The organism is Rhodococcus sp. KBW08, assembly GCF_003852455.1.
In the GTDB taxonomy this organism is placed as follows: Bacteria; Actinomycetota; Actinomycetes; order Mycobacteriales; family Mycobacteriaceae; genus Rhodococcus_F; species Rhodococcus_F baikonurensis.
Map to the genome: position 1 here is coordinate 1 of NZ_QAJJ01000015.1, position 16,765 is coordinate 16,765.

General features: G+C 62.6%; 14 protein-coding genes. 7 read left to right on the forward strand and 7 right to left on the reverse strand.

Annotation, left to right across the window (positions count from 1 at the left end):
• The 3 genes from DBV08_RS18640 to DBV08_RS18650 form a co-directional block, all read right to left on the reverse strand.
• Window positions 1-442, reverse strand: a 442-nt coding sequence (locus DBV08_RS18640) for an aminotransferase class III-fold pyridoxal phosphate-dependent enzyme (protein WP_148090791.1), incomplete at its 3' end; no start/stop codon positions are given.
• 40 nt (window positions 443-482) lie between these two features.
• On the reverse strand, window positions 483-1,961 hold the full coding sequence (locus DBV08_RS18645) for an amidase (protein ID WP_124568445.1): 1,479 nt from the start codon (window positions 1,959-1,961) through the stop codon (window positions 483-485).
• Window positions 1,962-2,086: 125 nt separating this feature from the next.
• Complete coding sequence (locus DBV08_RS18650; RefSeq protein WP_095971639.1) at window positions 2,087-3,196, reverse strand: ring-opening amidohydrolase; 1,110 nt, start codon at window positions 3,194-3,196, stop codon at window positions 2,087-2,089.
• 223 nt (window positions 3,197-3,419) lie between these two features.
• On the opposite strand from DBV08_RS18650, the gene upp reads away from it, so the two are divergent.
• The 4 genes from upp (at window position 3,420) to DBV08_RS18670 (ending at window position 8,837) form a co-directional block, all read left to right on the forward strand.
• Complete coding sequence (upp, locus tag DBV08_RS18655) at window positions 3,420-4,043, forward strand: uracil phosphoribosyltransferase (RefSeq protein ID WP_095971638.1); 624 nt, start codon at window positions 3,420-3,422, stop codon at window positions 4,041-4,043.
• A 92-nt stretch (window positions 4,044-4,135) separates the two neighbouring features.
• Entirely contained in the window at window positions 4,136-5,833 is a 1,698-nt protein-coding gene (locus DBV08_RS18660; protein WP_095971637.1) for a PucR family transcriptional regulator, read from the forward strand.
• Window positions 5,834-6,102: 269 nt separating this feature from the next.
• Window positions 6,103-7,329, forward strand: a complete 1,227-nt coding sequence (locus tag DBV08_RS18665; protein WP_124568446.1) for a CaiB/BaiF CoA-transferase family protein — start codon at window positions 6,103-6,105, stop codon at window positions 7,327-7,329.
• Window positions 7,326-8,837 carry a carboxyl transferase domain-containing protein gene (locus DBV08_RS18670; protein ID WP_124568447.1) on the forward strand — a complete coding sequence of 504 codons (1,512 nt, stop codon included), beginning with the start codon at window positions 7,326-7,328 and terminating at the stop codon, window positions 8,835-8,837. The genes DBV08_RS18665 and DBV08_RS18670 overlap by 4 nt, the downstream gene beginning before the upstream one ends.
• 92 nt (window positions 8,838-8,929) lie before the next feature.
• On the opposite strand, the gene DBV08_RS18675 is transcribed toward DBV08_RS18670, so the two are convergent.
• From DBV08_RS18675 to DBV08_RS18685, 3 genes are all read right to left on the reverse strand, one after another.
• Complete coding sequence (locus DBV08_RS18675) at window positions 8,930-10,363, reverse strand: uracil-xanthine permease family protein (RefSeq protein ID WP_095971634.1); 1,434 nt, start codon at window positions 10,361-10,363, stop codon at window positions 8,930-8,932.
• A 148-nt stretch (window positions 10,364-10,511) separates the two neighbouring features.
• Window positions 10,512-12,155: a PucR family transcriptional regulator gene (locus tag DBV08_RS18680; protein ID WP_124568448.1), complete on the reverse strand. Its 1,644-nt coding sequence runs from the start codon at window positions 12,153-12,155 to the stop codon at window positions 10,512-10,514.
• Between the two features lie 102 nt (window positions 12,156-12,257).
• Window positions 12,258-13,373: an XdhC family protein gene (locus DBV08_RS18685; RefSeq protein ID WP_124568449.1), complete on the reverse strand. Its 1,116-nt coding sequence runs from the start codon at window positions 13,371-13,373 to the stop codon at window positions 12,258-12,260.
• A gap of 282 nt (window positions 13,374-13,655) precedes the next feature.
• Here DBV08_RS18685 and DBV08_RS18690 point away from each other — a divergent pair, with 282 nt between their 5' ends.
• Genes DBV08_RS18690 through DBV08_RS18700 form a run of 3 tightly spaced genes read left to right on the forward strand, consistent with a single transcriptional unit; the run spans window position 13,656 to window position 16,202 of the window.
• The gene (locus DBV08_RS18690) at window positions 13,656-14,843 is read left to right on the forward strand and encodes a CaiB/BaiF CoA-transferase family protein (protein WP_095971632.1); all 1,188 of its coding nucleotides are present in this window, start codon (window positions 13,656-13,658) and stop codon (window positions 14,841-14,843) included.
• A gap of 43 nt (window positions 14,844-14,886) precedes the next feature.
• Entirely contained in the window at window positions 14,887-15,546 is a 660-nt protein-coding gene (locus DBV08_RS18695; RefSeq protein ID WP_095971631.1) for a helix-turn-helix domain-containing protein, read from the forward strand.
• On the forward strand, window positions 15,543-16,202 hold the full coding sequence (locus tag DBV08_RS18700; protein WP_124568450.1) for an enoyl-CoA hydratase-related protein: 660 nt from the start codon (window positions 15,543-15,545) through the stop codon (window positions 16,200-16,202). The genes DBV08_RS18695 and DBV08_RS18700 overlap by 4 nt, the downstream gene beginning before the upstream one ends.
• Here DBV08_RS18700 and DBV08_RS18705 read toward each other — a convergent pair.
• Entirely contained in the window at window positions 16,170-16,715 is a 546-nt protein-coding gene (locus DBV08_RS18705; protein WP_124568451.1) for a hypothetical protein, read from the reverse strand. The genes DBV08_RS18700 and DBV08_RS18705 overlap by 33 nt on opposite strands.
• Window positions 16,716-16,765: the final 50 nt, after the last annotated feature.

Below are 16,765 nucleotides of genomic sequence, written 5' to 3' on the forward strand. Positions count from 1 at the left end.
TTCCCGCAACATGCATTCCGTGATACGCCTTCTGACGACCGACGATGATCGCCTTCTCCGGCTGCCCCACCTCATGCCAATACCGACGAGCGAGCTTCGCCGCAGTGTCCACCGAATCCGAACCACCCGAAGTGAAGAAGATCTTGCTCCCGGCAACCGGCGCAATCGTCGCCAACCGCTCCGCCAACACCTGCGTCGTCTCGGGAACAAAATCACCGAAGTTGGAGAAATGCGCAATCTTCGACAACTGAGCCGCCACCGCATCCGCGATCTCGGCACGCCCGTGCCCGACATTGGTGAACCACAAGCCCGCCGTCGCATCCAGATACCGAGTGCCCTCGCGGTCCCAGATGTACGCCCCCTCACCTCGAGAGACGACAAACGCGCCGTTCTTCTCCACAGCGCCCATGTCCGCGAACCCGTGCCACAATGCCGAAGCCATCGTCGTTCTCTCCCAACTGGATACGTTCGAAATAGATGAGTCAGTTCACGCGGAGTGCGGGCGGAAGAACCCGCTCGACCCACTGGGTTGCCTGCTCGAATGCGTAGGCGAGTTGGAGTACGTCCACGTCGGCGCCGTGCCGACCGATGATCTGGATACCCATGGGAAGCGAACGATCGTCGAAGCCGACCGGCATCCCCGCAACCGGAACCCCGGCCATCGTCCAGGGAACAACCGTCTCCATCCACCGGTGATACGTGTCCATCGACCGCCCGTCGACGGTCTCGGGCCAGTGAGTGTTCTTGTCGAAAGGAAACACCTGAGCACTCGGCGCGAGAATGTAGTCGTACGTTTCGAACATCTTGGTAACGGCCGACAGCCAGCCGTTGCGGGCCTCCGCAGCCTTGGTCACGTCGAGCGCCGAGAGTGTGACGGCATGCTCGAGTTCCCACAACAGTTCGGGCTTCATCAACTCACGCATACTCGGGTCGTTGTACTGATCGATCAAGCCGAGCTGCGCCCACCAACGCCATCGCAAGAACAGTTGCCAGATGTCCTCGGGTTTGAAGTCGGGAAGCGCCGCCTCGACGCGGCATCCCAACTGTTCGAAGACCTCGAACGAGGATTCACACAACTCGAGAACTCCAGGTTCGGTTGCCAGGTAACCGTTCCAGTCACCGACCCATGCGATCCGAGAGCCTTTCAGATCACGTGCGAGGCTTTCGGTGAACACAGCGGGATCCTCACAAATCCCCAGCGGTGCATAAGCATCCGGCCCTGCCATCGTGGAGAGCAGGTGAGCTACATCGGTGACGGTTCGGCCCATCGGGCCTACAACCGCGCCCTGCGCGATGAATCCCGTCTCCGGTATCCGACCCCACGATGGTCGAAACCCCACGACGTTGTTGAACGCCGACGGGTTTCGGAGCGAACCCATGTAATCGCTTCCGTCAGCGACCGGCAGCATGCGAAGCGCCAGCGACGCTGCGGCGCCTCCGCTGCTACCGCCGGCAGTGCGCGAATTGTCGTACGGAGACACCGTAGTACCCCACACCGGGTTGTACGTCTGGGATCCGAGCCCGAACTCCGGGGTGTTCGTCTTGCCGATCACAATGGCACCGGCAGACTTGATCCGCTTGACGAACAGGTCGTCCTCTTCGGCGATTCGGTCCGCGAACATCGGCGACCCGGAGGTGAACGGCAGACCCTTGGCTGCCGAAAGATCCTTCACTGCATGCGGAAACCCGTGCATCCAACCGAGATACTGCCCACTCGCCAACTGCGAATCACGCTCGCGCGCCTCCGCCGTCAACGCTTCCCGATCCCGCAAGGCAACTATCGCGTTCACCGCCGGGTTATGTGCTTCGATCTGGTCGAGGAAGCTGTCCATCACCTCGACACATGACACTTCACGCCTGCGTATCAGACCACTGAGCGTGACCGCATCGGCCATGACGAGCTCGCGATTTTCGGGCGCACCGGAAACGCTCTCGTCGACAGGGTCAGCAGCATGAACCATCGTGAATCCTTTCAAGCAGTGAAGTGGGGTGCGCCGGAGCGGACTCGCCGCCACCGGCAACTGATTCGAGGACGAATTACCGGTGGCGGCGCGACTGTCGAGGTTTCCAGCGAGGTTCTTGCCTGTTACTGACCGAGGTCGACGATCGCGGCGACAGGGCCGCCACCCTCGGGGCCCTGATGCGCTGCCGAGACCGACACGAACACAGCCGGATCACCGGTGACAGCGGCAGTGACTCCACCGACACACGACTTGATCTGGCGGTGCCAGTGCACGTCGGAATCGTCGAGCATCGCATTACGACGGCCACGGACCGTTCCGTCCTGACTGGCCTCGCACTTCAAGAACACGTTGACGAGTTGACCGTCCAGGTCGCTCGAGTGCGGCCGCTCCGGAAGTTCGAGCCCGGCGTCACGGATCGCCGCCCAGATTCCATCCTGGTCGAGCGGATCCTTCATCACGCTGTGGCCGATCCGGTAGCGTCCGCCGACGCCACGTGCATTACCGACGACGACGATCTGAGCCCGGTCCAACTCGACGCCGGACGAGCAGGATGCGACAGAAGAGAAGAGTTCGCGGCTGTGCATGACATCCTCGTCGGACGGCATGTCGATTTCGCCGAGCGCAACCGCGATCCCGAGGGCCGTACCGCCGTTGGACAGGTCCATCGACTCGTGAGTTTGTTCGGTCCACACCGTCTTGCCGCGACTCTTGGCGTCACGGATGGTGTGGATTGTCAGCAACGGAGTCTTGGTCTGTACGTAGTGCACGTCGGCGGGATCGGTGATGCCGGCATTGGCCATCGCATCTTTCACTGCCGCAGCTACTTTGGTGATCATCGCCGTACGACCGATGTCCTCGGGCAGCAACTGCTCACTCATCGCGACACCCACGGTCAGGCGCGGCTCGTCGGTCTTGGTGACCTTGTCTGCCGGTACCGTCGCGAAGATCGTCGCGTGCGGACTGATCACGCCGTCCGTGCCGCCGGACCAGACGATCGGCACCTCTGCCACCTCTTCGGGGCTGCGATTACCCTTGGCGGAGAGAACCTCTCGAAACGCGCGGTCCGCGATGATGCGCGTGTAGTCGTTGACGCCGCCGTTACCCTCGGTTTTGCCGATGACTGCAATGACGCGGTCGGCCTCGAGGACACCGTCGTCGATCAGCTTGGCGAGCTCACTGGCGTCGGAGACGCTGTGTAGCGGAACCTTACGGACCTCGATTGCTTCGGGCATTGGCATCTCCTTGTATAGGGAATCGTGGAGGCAAAATTGGGCCTTGACAGCTCCCGGCGCCCAGTCCAGCCGAGCGGTTCGGAACTGCCATGCCGACCACGCTATGACGACTCGAACCCTTCGGCATCGTCAATACTTGCCCAAACGAAAACCGTGATTGGTTATTTCGACTCCGATTCACCGGTTGTGCGCCGCCCCATCGGTTCTCACTTACGATTCGTCCATGGACACCACTGTTGTCGACCATCCGCTGGCGGCGTCGCTGCTCACGACCATGCGCGACGCTCGCAGCGACAACGCAACGTTCCGGTCCGCCCTGCGCAGACTGACCCATATGTTGGTCTACGAGGCCATGCGCGGCGCAGAAGTGGAACAGTTCGACATCGAGACGCCAGTTGCTCCCACGCTGGGAGTGCGGCTGGCAAATCCACCGCTCCTGGTACCGGTCTTGCGAGCGGGCCTCGGCATGGTTGAACAGGCGAGTGCCCTCATTCCGCAGGCAGGCGTAGGTTTCGTGGGAATGGCACGAGACGAGAAGACACACCAACCGGTTCCGTATCTCGAGTCCCTGCCTGCTGATCTGTCGGACACCCCCGTCTACGTCCTCGATCCGATGTTGGCGACCGGTGGATCCATCATCCGCACAATCGATCTGCTCATCGCACGCGGAGCCACCGACGTGACTGCAATATGTGTCGTCGTGGCTCCGGAAGGGATCGAAGCGCTGAGGAAGTCCGGACATCCAGTCAGGCTCCTCACTGCGAGCATCGACGACGGCCTGAACGAAAATGCTTTCCTGGTACCTGGACTCGGAGACGCGGGCGATCGCCAATTCGGACCTCGATAGTTGGCAGACGTCCGGAGATCTACTCATTTCGAGAGGACATTTTCGTCAACTGTTGACAATGTCCGCAGCGTGATCGCGCGTAGTCTCGCGACATGGATAGATCTGCCAAATATTCGAGCGAAGAGCTTCAACATTTGCCAGAAGGTGGCGACTACAGGTTGACGGTTCGGGATGTCCTCGAGCTGCCCAGTCTGCATGGAGCCGAAGTCCTTGCCGGGCACGGGGGGTTGCGCCACCTCGTCCAATCGGTGAACGTGATGGAAGTACCGGACATCCTCGCTTGGGTGAAGCCGAACGAACTGTTGGTGACTACCGGGTTCCCGCTGCGCTACGGGCGAACCGGAGAGCTTCTCGACGATACCGATCTCAGCGACCTCGTCGACGGTCTTGCACGCCGAGGGGTCGCGGCACTTGCCGTGAAAACCGGCCGCTATCTCGACGAACTGCCGGAAGCCATGCTGCACATGGCAGAGCAGCGAGGGCTGCCGTTGTTGGTTCTTCCCGTCACCGCAGGGTTCGACGAGGTGATCTCGGAGGTCTTCACCAAGTTGGTGGCGAAGCAGTCTGCGGCACTCGACATTGCCGACCGTCTTCACCGCTCGTTGACTTCGATCGTCTTGGAAGGTGGCGATCTACCCCAGATTGCAGCAGAATTCGCCGCGCTTTTCGACGTCAGCGTTCTGATCTGCTCGCCGGACGGAAGGGTGTTGACCGAGGCCGGGGATTCAGCTGCACTGAACGCGCTTCCGTTGTTCGAGAGCACCGGTCGGTTCCTGACCGAACGGGTCGCTGTCGGTTTACAGAACGCGCCCAAGGGATTTCCTGGTCAGTTGGCGCTCACCCGGGTGGTGGCCGGCGGCACCGACCACGGCCGAATGGTCGCGTACGCCGGTACCCACGAACTCGGAGCAGTCGTCGTTCAGGCGTTGGAGCGAGCAGCCACCGTTGCTGCTCTGGCCGTCACCAAGCAGCTGGCAGTTGCGGCAGTGGAATCCAAGTTCCGCGGCGACTTTCTCCGCGACGCACTGATAGGCGAAGCCGGCTCGCCGGCGGAAGTGAGCGCGCACTTCACTCAGTTGGGGTGGGATGTCACTCGTCCACTTGCCGTTGTGGTTGCAGAACTCGACGTCGATCACCCGGAATCCCAGCACGCGAACTCCACTCGCACGGACCAGGATCGACTCAGTGACGGCTGGCAACAAGTGGTACGCGCACACGAGCGAACGGCGCCGTCCGTCGGGTTTCGACACGAGGTGGTCACGCTTTTGCCGACCAGCACCGACCGTGCGGTTCGGGACATCGAAGGATTGGTGCGCAAGGTTGCCGGAGATCGCACCAGCGGCCGCCGCTCCTTCAGCACGGGAGTGAGCCGGGTGATCTACTCCCTGGCCGATCTACCTGCGGCGTACGACCAGGCCTGTACGGCCGTGGTCGTCGGCCGCCGTATCAACGGGCCCGGACGGATTGCACACTTCGACGAACTCGGCGTACACCGACTCCTCTCGCTCCAGACGGACAAGAGCGAACTACGTTCGTTCACCGATGACGTTCTGAAGTCCCTGTCGGCGGACAACGCCGAAGCCGCAGACTTACGTCTGACACTCCAAACGCTGCTCGACTGCAATTGCAACGTCGCCGAGGCGTCGCGGGCTCTTCATATGCACTACAACACTTTGCGATACAGAATCGGAAAGCTGGAGAGTGTCGTCGGATCGTTCACCGACGACCCCGTCCTTCGATTGAACGTCTCACTCGCCCTGCAGGTCATGAAGATGCACGAGATGAGCTGACAGAACGCCCCAATTACGGTTCGATACAACCGCAATCCAGCCGTGCGGTGAGCGTTCGTCACTTCTTACCCACCACTGATACCCGTCATCGGCAAGGTTACCCATGTGCCGTTGACCGGTGCGCGCTTACGGTTCGAAAGACGGGCCGCACATACCTCCTTCAGTGGCCCTGGCCGATTTCTCGGTCCAGCGGACCGGAGTCGACCGAACTACGGAGGCCTCAACCACCAACTGGCTCAGCCAATTACACCAGAACACGGCGGTGCGACATGAACTCGACTTCGAAGCCTCACAACACAAGTGCTCGTAGTGGTCCGTTACACGACGTGATTGTCGTCGACCTCACGCGCGCACTCGCGGGTCCTCACGCGGCAATGATGCTCGGCGATCTGGGTGCCGACGTGATCAAGGTCGAATCACCTCACGGCGGCGACGACACCCGTGGATGGGGGCCGCCATTTGTGAAGCCACCGCTGGAACCACCGAACACGCAACGGGAATCGACGTACTTTCTTTCCACGAACCGAAACAAGAAGTCGATCACGCTCGACCTCAAATCCGACAGCGGGCGCGCAACCCTCGAAGATCTCGTCTGCCGCGCCGACGTTCTCATGGAGAACTTCCGCACCGGAGTTCTCGATCGACTCGGATTCTCCACCGAGCGGCTGGCCGAACTCAATCCTCGACTGATCGTCCTGTCCATCAGCGGTTTCGGCCACGACGGCCCCGAAGGTGGCCGCGCCGGCTACGACCAGATCGCCCAGGGGGAGGCCGGACTCATGTCGCTGACCGGCTCGAGTCCGGACGACGTTCAACGAGTCGGAGTTCCGATCGCCGATCTTCTCGCCGGGATGTACGGGGCGTTCGGCGTCGTCGCGGCTTTGAAGGAACGTGAACAGACGGGGAGAGGCCGTGTCGTTCGAACATCGCTCTTGGCCAGCGTAGTCGGTGTTCACGCGTTTCAGGGAACGAAGTGGACCGTCGCCGGCGAGGTAGGCACAGCGCAGGGCAACCACCATCCCTCCATCGCACCGTACGGACTCTTTCGTACCGGCGATGGCGCAGTACAGATCTCGGTCGGCAGCGAAAGCCTGTGGAGAAGATTCTGCGAAGGATTCGAACTCGATCCAGACGCACCGGGTATGGCAACAAACGCCGAACGCGTCGAGAATCATTTCCAGGTAGTCGAATTGATCGAACGTACCTTCAAACCGTACTCGCGCGACGAGCTTCTGACCGAACTCGACCGCATCGGAATACCGGCAGGACGGGTCCGGACGATCTCCGAAGTGTACGAATGGGAACAGACCCGATCACAGGGGTTGCTCGTCGACGTCGACCACAGCACGCTCGGGAACATCACCCTGCCCGGTCCGCCGCTACGATTTTTCGATCCGGACGGAACCGAGGTGACGGAAACCCGCCACACTGCACCTCCGGTTCTCGGTGAAGACACTGACGAAGTCATGTCGTGGCTACAAGGATTCACCCGATGAACCGCCTGTCGGCTCGCGACTTGCTCGACCTGGTGATCGATGCCGGCACCTGGGAGTCGTGGGATACCCCTCCGATACCAGTGGCGACCGACTCCGACTACACCGAAGCGCTTCTTCGTGCCCAGGAGAAGACCGGACTCGACGAGTCCGTCCTGACCGGAAGCGCCTCCGTCAGAGGCCGCCGTGTGGCAATCATCGTCTGCGAGTTCGGTTTTCTCGGCGGATCGATCGGCGTGGCGGCGGGAGAACGCCTCGTCGTCGCCATCCGTCGAGCGACGCACGAACAGCTGCCCCTTCTTGCGCTTCCCACCTCCGGAGGAACGCGTATGCAGGAGGGGACAACGGCATTCCTGCAGATGGTCAAGATCACCGCGGCGCTCATCAAGCACAAAGAAGCGCATCTGCCCTACATCGTCTACCTCCGAAACCCCACCACCGGAGGCGTATTCGCGTCCTGGGGGTCGCTCGGTCACGTGACGATCGCGGAGCCGGGAGCCCTGGTCGGATTCCTCGGCCCCCGGGTGTTCGAGGCTTTGTACAACTCACCTTTCCCCGTCGGTGTCCAGACAGCGGAGAACCTTCACGAGCACGGACTCATCGATGCGGTGAGGCCGCCAGACCAGCTCGCCGAAATCGTCGACCGCGCGTTGCGCATCATCACCTCGAGACGCCGTGGGTACTCGTTGCCGAGTGACCCGTGCTCGTACGACTGCCCACCCGATACGTCAGCCTGGGAATCCGTCGTCGCATCCCGGCGTGAAGATCGACCGGGGATCCGCGAGGTGCTGCTCAATTCCGCCTCGGACATGCTCCCGCTCAACGGAACCGGCCAAGGCGAGAACGATCCCGGCATCATGCTCGCGCTCGTTCGCTTCGGCGACATGCCCTGCGTCCTTCTCGGACAGGACCGACGCGGACAGACTGCGCACTCCCCACTCGGCCCCGGCGCTCTGCGGGAAGCTCGGCGAGGGATGCGGCTTGCCGCAGAACTCGACCTGCCGTTGGTGACGATCATCGACACGGCAGGCGCGGCATTGTCGAAGGAAGCCGAAGAAGGTGGATTGGCCGGCGAGATCGCTCGGTGCATAGCCGACATGATTTCACTCGAGGTCCCCACCATTTCCCTCCTGCTAGGGCAGGGCACCGGCGGCGGCGCCCTGGCACTGATTCCGGCCGATCGAGTGCTGGCGGCCCGCCATGGTTGGCTGTCGCCCTTACCTCCCGAGGGTGCGAGCGCGATCATGTTCCACGACATCACGCACGCTCCGGAGATGGCGGCCAGTCAAGGGATACGGTCCTTCGATCTGCTCGCAGGCGGCATCGTCGATCGGGTCATCCCCGAATGTCCCGATGCTGCGGACGAATCCGCCGCATTCTGCACTCGTGTCGGAGCGGTACTGCACTACGAGCTGAGCGTGCTCACTGCTACCGATGCGACCGAACGGCTCATCACCCGCACCGAACGCATCGACCGTATCGGCCTGGTCGAAGCCAGCACCGCCGTCTGATCGATCAGTACACAGAACACACACCGCGAAAGGCCGGACATCCTCCGAGGAGGATGTCCGGCCTTCGACAATCGAGCACACTCAGCCAAGCGTCACGTGAGCTGCGGGGCGGGTTCTTCCCGTTCTCCGCCGGGAGCCTTCGAATCCGGCTTGTTCGGTTCCGGGTTCTTCGCATTCAGCTCCGGGTTCTTCGAACCTATGTACTGGCACAGGTGGTACATCCCGATCACGACGATGGTGCCGAGCGCGATACCGCTGAGCGAGAACGTGTCACTGAACTTCAGGGCCGTGTCGCCGATACCGATGATCAGGCCGGCCGCGATCGGCATCAGATTGAGCGGATTGCCGAAGTCGACGCCGTTCTCCTTCCAGATCTTGGCGCCGAGAAGGCCGATCATGCCGTAGAGCACCACGGTGATTCCGCCGAGAACGCCACCGGGCGTCGCCGAGATGACGGCACCGAACTTGGGGGAGAAGCCGAGCATCATCGCGACGATGCCCGCGACCGCGTAGGCGGCGGTGGAGTACACACGGGTCGCTGCCATGACACCGATGTTCTCGGCGTACGTCGTGGTGGGCGAACCGCCGACACTGCTGGCGATAGCGGTGGCGAAACCGTCACCGGCAAGCGCGCGTCCCATGTACGGGTCGAGATCGTCGCCGGTCATCTCTGCGACTGCCTTGACGTGGCCGGCATTCTCCGCGATCAACGCGATGACACCGGGAAGAACCAGGATGATGAACGTCAGGCTGAACGACGGGGCGTGGATGCCGACGATTCCGTTGGCCTCGTCCGAGAACGGGGGCAGGCCGAACCACGACGCCGACTGCACCGAATCCCAGTTGACGCGGAAGTGCTCGGTGATCTGACCGGTGCCTGCGTCGTACGAGGTGATCGTGCCCGAGACCCGGTCGAGGATCCAGGAGAGGACGTAGCCGAAGATCAGCGCGAGGAAGATTGCGATGCGCGCCATGAAGCCGCGTAGCGCGATACTCATGACGATCAGGGCCACCATGACGATCAGAGCCACCCACTGGTCCTGCGGCCAGTACAGCCCCGCGACAACGGGTGCCAGGTTGAATCCGATCAGCATCACCACTGCGCCGGTCACCACCGGGGGAAGAACCTTGAATACGACCCGGCCACCGAGGAAGTGGATCGCGATACCGATGGCTGCCAGGACCAGTCCGGACACCAGGATCGCGCCGGTCACCTCCGCAGAGGTTCCGCCTTGGGCACGAATAGCGGCGATACCACCGACGAAAGCCGCCGACGTACCGAGGTAGCTGGGAATGCGTCCCTTGACCACCAACAGGAAGAAGAGCGTACAAAAGCCCGACATCATCACGGCAAGTTGAGGATTGAGGCCCATGATGATCGGGAACACGAACGTCGCGCCGAACATCGACACCACGTGCTGGCTGCCCAGCCCGATGGTTCTTCCCCAGCTGAGCCGCTCGCCGGGAGCAACCACTTCACCCGGTTTGATGTTCTTTCCATCTCCGTGCAACGTCCAAATCGGCATGATGGGACCTTTCGTGCAGAGGAAGGTGTCCGAACGCTGAGTGTGCTCCAGCTCACAAAACACCGTGACTGGAGTGAAACGCTATTACAGCGCGGAGGTATCGACGTGATGACAATCTGCCAGAACCCGCCGACCCGGATTGGCAATATTAGTGATTGATGCCGCGCATCGCGGTTATCTTCAGTGCTAGAGACAGATCCAACCGGAGTTCGGGTTGCGCCGTGAAGGGTCCCAGCATTTTCTCCAGCTTAACGACCCTGTAACGCAGTGTGTTGTAATGGAAGTGGAGCTTGCGCGCGGTCTCGGCGATGTTGATGTTGGTCGCGAGCAGGACTTCCAAGGTCTTGCGCATGTCCTGCGCTTCGGCAGTTTCCTCCGTCAGTTCCCGCAATGTCTCCCGCGCGAACGTCTCCAACTCGTTTTCGTCCTCGACCAGACTGAGCAGTCTGTACACACCGAGATCGTCGAACTGAGTCACCGTCCACGGACCGGAGATCCGGCGTCCGACAGTCAATGCGGTGCGCGCCTGGCTGTAGAGCGCGGGGACGGCGTCGATCGCCGCTGCCGGCCGGGACACCCCGACACTGAACGGCCTTCTCCCGCCGCCACCTTCACCGCGAACGACTGTGACGAGATCCCGCACCAAGGCCATCGTGTCGGTGCCGACGCCCATCACGATCACCGTCTCACCCGTCAGCGCGGTCACCGCCGCACCGGGATCACGGTGGGCGATCGCGCCGGAGAACGCCATCGCCTGACGGTCGACGACGGGCAGCCGAGCGGGCGCCGCCGAGGCCGGTTCGTCGACCGGGTCCGGTTCGATCGAGACGATCACCAGCGGGCGATCGAAGTCCCACCCGAACGTCTTGGCGTGGGAGACAACGTGATCGTGATCCCCGGCACGGCCGAGGAGCAGGTCGTGAACGAAGTTCGCACGATGGCGCTCTTCCACCGATGCCACGGCTTGTTCACGGGTGATCACCAACGCGCACACCGACGCGGCCCGCTCGACCAGGTACTGGTCGTAACTCGTCATCACGCGCTCACCGGTGAACAACGCGAGACGCCCGTGGTCGATGTGATTGGCGGAAATCGCGGACACCGCGATGAATTGACCGTCGAACTCGTGCAGACCCAACCCGCCCTCGACGGTGTCGGTCCGCAGACGACCGGTGGAATCGACAGCCGGACAGGCCGACAGATTCTTGCGCTCCGCGGCGTCCCCGGCCCGGCAGATCTCGCGTCCGTCCGAAGTGGTGATCAGGGCGGCGCCCTTCATCTCCCGTGCAATGACTTCGGTCAATTGCGGGAGACCGCCGCCGCCCATCACGACGTCGACCAGCAACCGTCGCAACCGCTCGGCCCCGAACATGGCGTCGATCTGGGCCGACTCCGTCTGCTCCCGGCCTCTGGCCGCAGGGTGATCGCATGCACCGTGAAAAACCAGGAGCGGGAAGCCGGCGCTTTCGGCCGCGTCGACCAGTTCCGGCGCGAGAGTGTCACCGTCTGCGCCGAATTGGACGGCAAGTGCCGCAACTCCACGCGTCGACAACCGTCCGACAAACGCTTTGAAGGTTTCGGTCACCCTGGCGAGGGTTTCCGGCGTGGTGATCAGCAACTGTCCGTGTCGCAGCCACGGTCCGATGTCCGGAACCGCCATGAATCCCACCCGGGCCACCGTCGGGTCGTCGGAGCCGCCGGCAACCTTTCGAACACCAGGAAGGAGCGAGGTTCGAAGAAGTTCGGAGAGAACAGCATTCACCTCGGATGCCGGTACGGCCGGGTTCGCCACTTGGCAGGCACCTCGATTTCATTCGGATCACGGAAGATGGTTCACGAAAGAAACGATCCTATCCCCACCGAACACAAGATGTCCGAATTCAGCGCAGTCGACTCAGGCCGTTCGATGCAGGGCGGTCGGATTCTCCTGAGGTGGCGGGTGGATCGGCCCCTGCAGATCCCGCAGTTCCAAACCGGAGGCATTGCGCAGGGTCTTGGTCATCTCGGCGAGGATCGAGACTGCAGTTTCTTCTGGTGTCCTGGCGCCGAGATCCAACCCGATCGGTGAGTGCAGGCGCCCCAACTCCGCGTCGGTGACGCCTCGCTCCTTCAACAGCGCCACCCGACGCTCATGCGTCGCACGACTTCCCATCGCACCCACGTACGCAGCCGGCGAACGCAGCGCGATCTCGAGCAACGGGATGTCGAACTTCTCGTCGTGGGTGAGCACGGCCAGGACGGTTTTGTTGTCGATCGGTGCGGTTTCGAGGAACTTGTGTGGCCACATGACGACCAGATCATGGGCGTCGGGGAAACGCGCTCGAGTTGCGAAGACCGGCCGTGCGTCCACGACGGTCACGCGGTAACCCGCAAAGGCGCCCAACGTACACATCGAGGCGGCGAAGTCGATGGCTCCGAAGACGTACATCCGCGGTAGCGGAGCGAATATCTCGACCAGCAGGTCGTGCTGCGAATCGATGAGAGTTCCCGCGGGCGCGACAAAAGCTACGGACTCACCGGTCTCCATCGTGCGCAGCAGGATGGCGACCTCGTCCTCCGTGGCATCCAGATCCCCGCTGCGTCGGCCGTGCTCGACGACGAGGTGCCGTGCCGGTGCTCCCGGACGCACTTCGGTGACCACGACGACGGGCGTATCGGCCTCGATCCGTTCACAAACCTGACCGAACTCGGTGAAATCGGCTCCGACGGCCTGGACAAACACTTCGATGGTTCCGCCGCAGGTCAGACCTACTCCGATGGCGTCGTCGTCGGAGACACTGAAGACCTCGACGCGGCTGGTGCCGTCGGCGAGAACCTCCTGCGCGATCTCGTACAGCGCACTCTCGATGCACCCGCCCGAGACGCTGCCGACTACCTCGCCGGAGCGTGAGACGGCCATGGAAGCACCGGGCATGCGTGGTGAGGATCGCCAGGTACGGACAACCGTCGCCAGTGCAAAATCCTCGCCACGGGCGTGCCACTGCGCCAGCTGAGTGGAAATGTCGCGCATCGCCTCGCCTCCCGCTTGCATCGCCGTACGTAGAGAGTTCACGGTATCGGCCCACCGCAATCCTGCCTGTCACACAATGCGCCTAAATCCGGGCCCTGCAGTTGTGCAATGTCGCCGTCGCATCACCTTGCGCTCTCGACCAGTGTTGTCACCGAGCCCAGCCGAAAGCAGGCCTGACCTTCATTCTTCCCCTCTCCGACGATCACTGCAGCGGTAATTCACGCAGATGGTGCGACGGATCGAGTGGGCGACGTTGCACACCACAGAACCGAGGTTTCTACGATGGACCAATTGCTCAGCGGTATCAAAGTTCTCGACCTCACCCGCGCTCTCGCGGGGCCTTTGTGCACGTCGCTGCTGTCGGACTTCGGCGCCGACGTGGTCAAGGTCGAAACCCGTGGCTCCGGCGACAGTTCGCGTCAGTGGCCGCCGTTCGACGGCGATCGAAGCCTCTACTTCGCGTCCGTGAACCGCGGCAAGAGGTCGATCGCCATCGACATGCGCAGTGACCGCGGACGGAAACTGCTTCGCAGCCTGGCCCTCGACGCGGATGTGCTGGTCGAGAATTTCCGTCCGGGAGTACTGGCCGACATGGGCCTCGATCCCGATTCGCTCGAGCAGGAGAATCCAGGGCTCGTCGTGATGAGCATCAGTGGTTTCGGCCCGGTCGGCCCCGACCAGTTCGCGCCCGGACTCGATCAGGTGGCCCAGGGCATGTCCGGGTTGATGTCGGTCACCGGTGCCGGTGAACAGACCCCGATGCGGGTCGGAATCCCCATCATCGACACGGTCTCGGGCATCTACGCGGCGCTGGGAATCACGGCGGCACTTGCCTCTCGCGGTCGCGACGGTCGTGGGCACCGCGTGCAGACCTCGTTGCTGGAATCCGCGATCTCGATCATGACCTTCCAGGCGCAGGACTACCTGAGCACCGGGCGGGTTTCGACGCCGAACGGCAATACGCACCCGACCATCACGCCGTACGGCGCTTTCGACACCGCGGACTTCCCGATCAACATCGCCACCGGGTCGGACAAGCACTGGATCGCGCTGTGCTCGGTTATCGGCGACCCCGACCTCGCCTTCCGTGCCGAATATGCCACGGGTAAAGAGCGTTTGGCACACCGAGACCAACTGACCAAAGAACTCGAGGAGCTACTGACCGCAAAAGGGGCGGCGCAGTGGATCGCCGAGATCCGCGGTGCCGGAATTCCCTGCGGCCCGATCCATTCGATCGATCAGGTGTTCTCCGACCCGCAAGTCGAGGCTCTGCAGATGGTCGAGCAGACGCACAGCGCGGACGGGACGTCGATTCCCGTTGTCCGCGGACCGTTCTGGGTGGACGGCAAGACTCTTCCCGTCAGAAATGCGCCACCCATGACTCTCGGCGGCGACGCCGACGGGGTACTCGCCGACTTCGGCCTTCGCCCGGAGGAGATCGAAGACCTTCGCGCGAATTCGGTGATCTGACCGAACACTAGTAACAGAGCAGACGCTCTGTTACTGTGCGTTCATGCCTCGGCCCCGCGTCCACGACCTCGACACACTGCTCGACGCTGCCGAAAAGCTTGCCGCCACTGCCGGGCCGAGCGCGGTCACGGTACGGGCGGTCTCCGACGCCACCGGTGTGTCCAACGGGGCGATCTATCACGCATTCGGCTCTCGCAGTGGATTGGTCGGCAGCGCATGGCTGCGTGCTGCGCAACGATTTCTCGCGCTTCAGCAATCGAGAGTGGACGACGCTCTCGCGGACCCCTCGCCGACCTCCGCGGTTTCCGCCGTCGTCGCAGCTGCCGAAGTTCCGGCTGTCTTCGCGCTCGACTACCCACAATCCGCGTTGCTGCTGCTGACGATCCAGCGCGACGAACTGCTCGGCACCGACGTCCCCGCCGACATCGCCGAGAAACTCACACAACTCGACCGGTCTCTGGTCGACTTGTTCATCCGATTGTCGACCGCGCTCTGGGGTCGCACAGACGGCAGAGCCGTCGAGGCAATCGAGGCCTGTGTTGTCGGCCTGCCTACCGGGCTACTCATTCATCCCGCCGCACGCGCCGACGGTTGGCGAGTCCCCGACGCCGCAGCACGCGCGCGGTTGAATGCGGCGGTTCGCGCCGTTCTGAGTTTGGATCCACCACTCCCACAGTCCCGCAACAGGAAAGGCCCGTCATGACCGCAACTCTGCGCTTCGAAGACAAGATCGCCGTTCTCGATCTCGGCGAGGACGAGAATCGTTTCTCGCCGGATTGGCTCGATTCTGTCGACAAGCTGCTCGATCAGGCTCTGAGCGAAGGCGCACACGCCCTGGTCACCACGGCGGCGGGCAAGTTCTACTCCAACGGACTCGACCTCGACTGGCTTGGCGCGAACGGCGACAAGGCGAAGTGGTATGTGCAGCAAGTCCAGTCGCTGTTCTCTCGAATGCTGACGTTCCCGATGCCTACCGTCGCTGCGATCAACGGCCACGCCTTCGGGGCCGGCGCAATGCTCGGCATCGCGCACGATTACCGCGTCATGCGCGATGATCGCGGCTACTACTGCTTCCCGGAGGTGGACATCAACATCCCGTTCACCGAAGGAATGGCGGCTCTCATCCAAGCCAAACTCAGCCCGGCGTCGGCAATCGTCGCCATGACCACGGGGCGGCGATACGGCGGAAGTGACGCATTCGCAGCCGGTTTGGTGGACTTCACCGCATCCGTCGATGCTTTGACCGCCAAGGCCATCGAAATGGTTGCACCGATCGGGCCGAAGAATCCGGGCACGCTGGGCGCGATCAAGTCGACGATGTTCGCGTCAGTGGTCACCGCTCTCAATACCGACGGCTAGAAGCGATGGACTGCGTTCTCGCAGAGCCGCTTCCAGATCATCGGCAACACTTTCGGCATCGCGGCCTTCGGTGCTCAGAACCACGTCGACTCCACTGAGCGTCGGCATCGAACCGGCCAGCAGTTGTGACGCTTCCACCAGATCGTCCAACCCGGCCCAGCCGGCCGGTTCACGTTCGATGATTCTGGTGCGCAACGTATCCGGATCGGCCTCGAGGCGCGCCAGCAGGTGACCCTCGGCGCCGGTCGCGGCCAGCAGGGCACGCCCGTAGTCGTCGTCTTCGACAGTCGCCGTGAGGAAGAGGAGTTCATACCCCGCTTCCCGGTACGACGCGCACAGCATCCCGACGTGTGCGATTGCCCGTTCGGTCCCCAGCGGCGGGTAGCACCGCTCGAGTTCGTCCACCTCGATCATCGCGTTGCTCACCCCGACCTCGCCGAGTCGATCGTGAAGCGCGGTCAGCACGGAACTCTTCCCCGCGCCCGGCGGGCCTGTCAGCAGCAGTACGAACACGCCTCCACTATTCCAGAGCCGTGAGCATGTCCAGAGCCTTGTGCAGGCGC

Excerpts from the sequence above, each read along its gene's own strand:
- DBV08_RS18645 (WP_124568445.1), bottom strand. The coding sequence starts at position 1,961 with ATGGTTCATGCTGCTGACCCTGTCGACGAGAGCGTTTCCGGTGCGCCC.
- DBV08_RS18650 (WP_095971639.1), bottom strand. The coding sequence starts at position 3,196 with ATGCCCGAAGCAATCGAGGTCCGTAAGGTTCCGCTACACAGCGTCTCC.
- upp (WP_095971638.1), top strand. The coding sequence starts at position 3,420 with ATGGACACCACTGTTGTCGACCATCCGCTGGCGGCGTCGCTGCTCACG.
- DBV08_RS18660 (WP_095971637.1), top strand. The coding sequence starts at position 4,136 with ATGGATAGATCTGCCAAATATTCGAGCGAAGAGCTTCAACATTTGCCA.
- DBV08_RS18665 (WP_124568446.1), top strand. The coding sequence starts at position 6,103 with ATGAACTCGACTTCGAAGCCTCACAACACAAGTGCTCGTAGTGGTCCG.
- DBV08_RS18670 (WP_124568447.1), top strand. The coding sequence starts at position 7,326 with ATGAACCGCCTGTCGGCTCGCGACTTGCTCGACCTGGTGATCGATGCC.
- DBV08_RS18675 (WP_095971634.1), bottom strand. The coding sequence starts at position 10,363 with ATGCCGATTTGGACGTTGCACGGAGATGGAAAGAACATCAAACCGGGT.
- DBV08_RS18685 (WP_124568449.1), bottom strand. The coding sequence starts at position 13,373 with ATGCGCGACATTTCCACTCAGCTGGCGCAGTGGCACGCCCGTGGCGAG.
- DBV08_RS18690 (WP_095971632.1), top strand. The coding sequence starts at position 13,656 with ATGGACCAATTGCTCAGCGGTATCAAAGTTCTCGACCTCACCCGCGCT.
- DBV08_RS18695 (WP_095971631.1), top strand. The coding sequence starts at position 14,887 with ATGCCTCGGCCCCGCGTCCACGACCTCGACACACTGCTCGACGCTGCC.
- DBV08_RS18700 (WP_124568450.1), top strand. The coding sequence starts at position 15,543 with ATGACCGCAACTCTGCGCTTCGAAGACAAGATCGCCGTTCTCGATCTC.